A 2992-nucleotide genomic window follows, 5' to 3' on the forward strand; every position below is an offset into this window, starting at 1 on the left:
TTTTGTAAGCGTCCGGCCAACACACCTTTCTGATCCCAACGCTTAGGGCGATGGTGGACACCTATTTAAGTGGACACCATTTTTAGCCTTATTAAGCGGATCGCCATGCGTCAACGACACTCTTACCCCAAACCTTTCAAAGCCCAAGTCGTTCAGGAATGTCTGCACGCTGGTGCGTCCATCGCAAGCGTCGCGCTGAGCCACGGGATCAATGCCAATCTCGTGCGTAAATGGATTCCGCTTTATCGCGACGCGGACAGTAAAAACCTGCCCGCTTTTATGCCTTTGAAACTAGAACCCTGCGTTCATGATCGTCCCGAGCCATCGATCAGAATCGACGTGCCAAGCGAGCATGGGAGCCTCGTGGTGAACTGGCCCGTCAACGATCCCGAGGGATGTGCCCGATTCGTCCGGGGATTAATCTGATGATCCGCATCGATTCCATCTGGCTCGCCACCGAGCCGATGGACATGCGCGCGGGCACCGACACCGCGCTTGCACGGGTAGTGGCCGTGTTCGGTGCGGCAAAGCCGCACTGTGCATATCTCTTCGCCAACCGCCGCGCCAATCGGATGAAAGTGCTGGTGCATGACGGCGTCGGCATCTGGCTGGCAGCACGTCGGTTGCACCAAGGACGCTTTTTCTGGCCAGGCGTGCGACATGGTTCGGAACTTGAGTTGGATGCAGAACAGCTTCAGGCCCTGATACTCGGTTTACCTTGGCAAAGAGTCGGTGCCGGCGGCGTCATCACTGTGCTTTAAGTTCTGCCATGGCCAGCTTGCCAGCGCAATTGGCCCATCAGTCTATCGCCGCCCAAAGCCCTCTCTGGCAAAATCGGCGGCATGACTTCCATCCCGAATCTCGACCAACTGAACCCTGAACAACTGCGCGCTCTGGCCGCGCAGTTGATGCAGCGCGTCGAGACGATGGACAAGCAAATCCACCATCACAAAACAGTCAACGAGAAACTGGCCCATGAGATCGCGCTGCTCAAGCGCTTCAAGTTTGCCAAGCGCAGCGAGCAACTAAGTCCTGCTCAAGCCAGCTTGCTCGATGACCTGATCGACACCGACATCGCGGCTATCGAAGCTGAACTTGAGGCACTGCAACCGACGCCGACTGCGGCCAAAGTGCGCCAGCAACCCAAGCGTGCGCCGCTGCCAGCGCAGTTTCCTCGTACGCTGATCCACCACGAACCGGACAACAGCCATTGCCAATGCGGCTGCGTCCTCAAGCGTATCGGTGAAGATGCCAGCGAAAAGCTCGACTACACCCCCGGCGTGTTTACCGTCGAGCGCCATATCCGTGGGAAATGGGCCTGTGAGCAGTGCGAGACGCTGATCCAGGCGCCGGTACCGGCGCATGTCATCGACAAAGGCATCCCTACGGCAGGCCTGCTGGCCCACGTTATGGTGGCCAAGTTTGCTGACCATCTGCCGCTGTATCGACAAGAGAAAATTTTCGGCCGAGCCGGTCTGGCAATCGCCCGTTCGACCTTGGCGCAATGGGTTGGCGCCTGCGGCGTGCAGCTACAGCCACTGGTGGATGCGCTGCGCGAAGCAGTGCTCGAGCATGGCGTGATCCACGCCGATGAAACGCCGGTACAGATGCTGACGCCGGGCGCCAAGAAGACCCACCGAGCCTACGTTTGGGCCTACGCAACCAGCCAGTTCGCCGACTTGGCGGCAGTCGTTTACGACTTCAGCCCGAGCCGCGCCGGTGAACACGCCCGAACCTTCCTGAACAACTGGAACGGCAAGCTGGTCTGCGACGACTTCGCCGGTTACAAGGCGAGCTTTGATCTGGGCGTCACAGAGATCGGCTGCATGACCCATGCTCGCCGCAAGTTCTTCGACCTTCACGCGACCAACAAGAGCCAAATCGCCGAAAAAGCGCTGCATTACATCGCAGCACTTTACGAAATAGAGCGTGAAGTAAAAGACCTAGAGCCGGACATGCGGCACCGAATACGGCAGGAAAAGGCGACTCCGATAATCGAGGCGCTACACGCCTGGATGATTGCCCAGCGCGAACTCGTGCCCGAAGGGTCGGCCATCGCCAAAGCCCTGGATTACAGCCTCAAACGCTGGGTCGCGTTGATCCGATATCTCGAGGATGGCGCCGTGCCCATAGACAATAATTGGTGTGAAAATCAAATCCGGCCATGGGCACTTGGGCGGTCGAACTGGCTGTTCGCCGGGTCACTACGCAGCGGCAAACGTGCGGCTGCGATCATGAGTTTGATCCAGTCAGCACGGCTTAATGGACATGATCCGTACGCCTATCTGAAGGATGTTCTGACGCGGCTGCCCACGCAGCGAGCGAGTGAGATTGCGGCGTTGCTACCACATCGGTGGCAACCGGTGTAATTACATCAGGTGGCGTCGTGGACGCGTTTATGAATATTCCGGCGCATAGTCCCAAAATCATCCACAAAACATGGTTTTTCGTAGCATTGGTTGCAATGGGGTAGATCTACGCCACGTACCGCCCTTTAGCGCCCCGAGACACCCTATAAATCCCGCAGTCTCCCTGTATCCCCCTCTCAAACACCCCCTTTCCCCCTCATTTAATCCGCGGAACAGTAGTTACCCTGGAGTTAGCGCCCCCTCATATCCCCCATTTCCCCTAACAATTCCTGTAACCCCCCGCCACACCCTGATTATCCCCGTAGCGCACCCCATTCTGCCCCGTCCAAAGTCACTCGGGCGTTGTCGCTCCGCATTTGGTAGCAAAACTCGCAAAACTGATCCAAATTTATGAAATTTTGCGACGGAAGACGGTCGGAAGCGATAGCCTCTGCAATACCTGAAACCTCTTAAATCCCCGTCTAATGTAATACTACTCAGCAAGGGAGAATTTTGTTTTGTGATTGTGTTGCATTGCGGTACCGCGCGCACCATCCCTCAAGAAGTGGCAATGGTCACAGGAAGCTATTGGCTGCTGCGCCAATTTCCGACTTAGGGCCAGATGCCTTTGCCGGACGCTTACG

General features: G+C 57.0%; 3 protein-coding genes. All 3 read left to right on the forward strand.

The features are described 5' to 3' along the window. The first annotated feature begins 69 nt into the window (after positions 1–69). The 3 genes from tnpA (at position 70) to tnpC (ending at position 2369) form a co-directional block, all read left to right on the forward strand. Positions 70–426: an IS66-like element accessory protein TnpA gene (tnpA, locus tag MF6396_RS27875; protein WP_073665531.1), complete on the forward strand. Its 357-nt coding sequence runs from the start codon at positions 70–72 to the stop codon at positions 424–426. Continuing rightward, positions 426–761 (forward strand): IS66 family insertion sequence element accessory protein TnpB, encoded by a 336-nt coding sequence (gene tnpB / locus MF6396_RS29175; protein WP_034149241.1) that lies wholly within the window; start codon positions 426–428, stop codon positions 759–761. The genes tnpA and tnpB overlap by 1 nt, the downstream gene beginning before the upstream one ends. Positions 762–842: 81 nt before the next feature. Then, positions 843–2369 carry an IS66 family transposase gene (gene tnpC / locus MF6396_RS27885; RefSeq protein WP_047292640.1) on the forward strand — a complete coding sequence of 509 codons (1527 nt, stop codon included), beginning with the start codon at positions 843–845 and terminating at the stop codon, positions 2367–2369. The last annotated feature ends 623 nt before the right edge of the window (positions 2370–2992 follow it).

The organism is Pseudomonas sp. MF6396, from assembly GCF_002018915.1.
In the GTDB taxonomy this organism is placed as follows: domain Bacteria; phylum Pseudomonadota; class Gammaproteobacteria; order Pseudomonadales; family Pseudomonadaceae; genus Aquipseudomonas; species Aquipseudomonas palmensis.

Coding starts and splice junctions, on each gene's coding strand:
- tnpB (WP_034149241.1), top strand. CDS start 426: ATGATCCGCATCGATTCCATCTGGCTCGCCACCGAGCCGATGGACATG.
- tnpC (WP_047292640.1), top strand. CDS start 843: ATGACTTCCATCCCGAATCTCGACCAACTGAACCCTGAACAACTGCGC.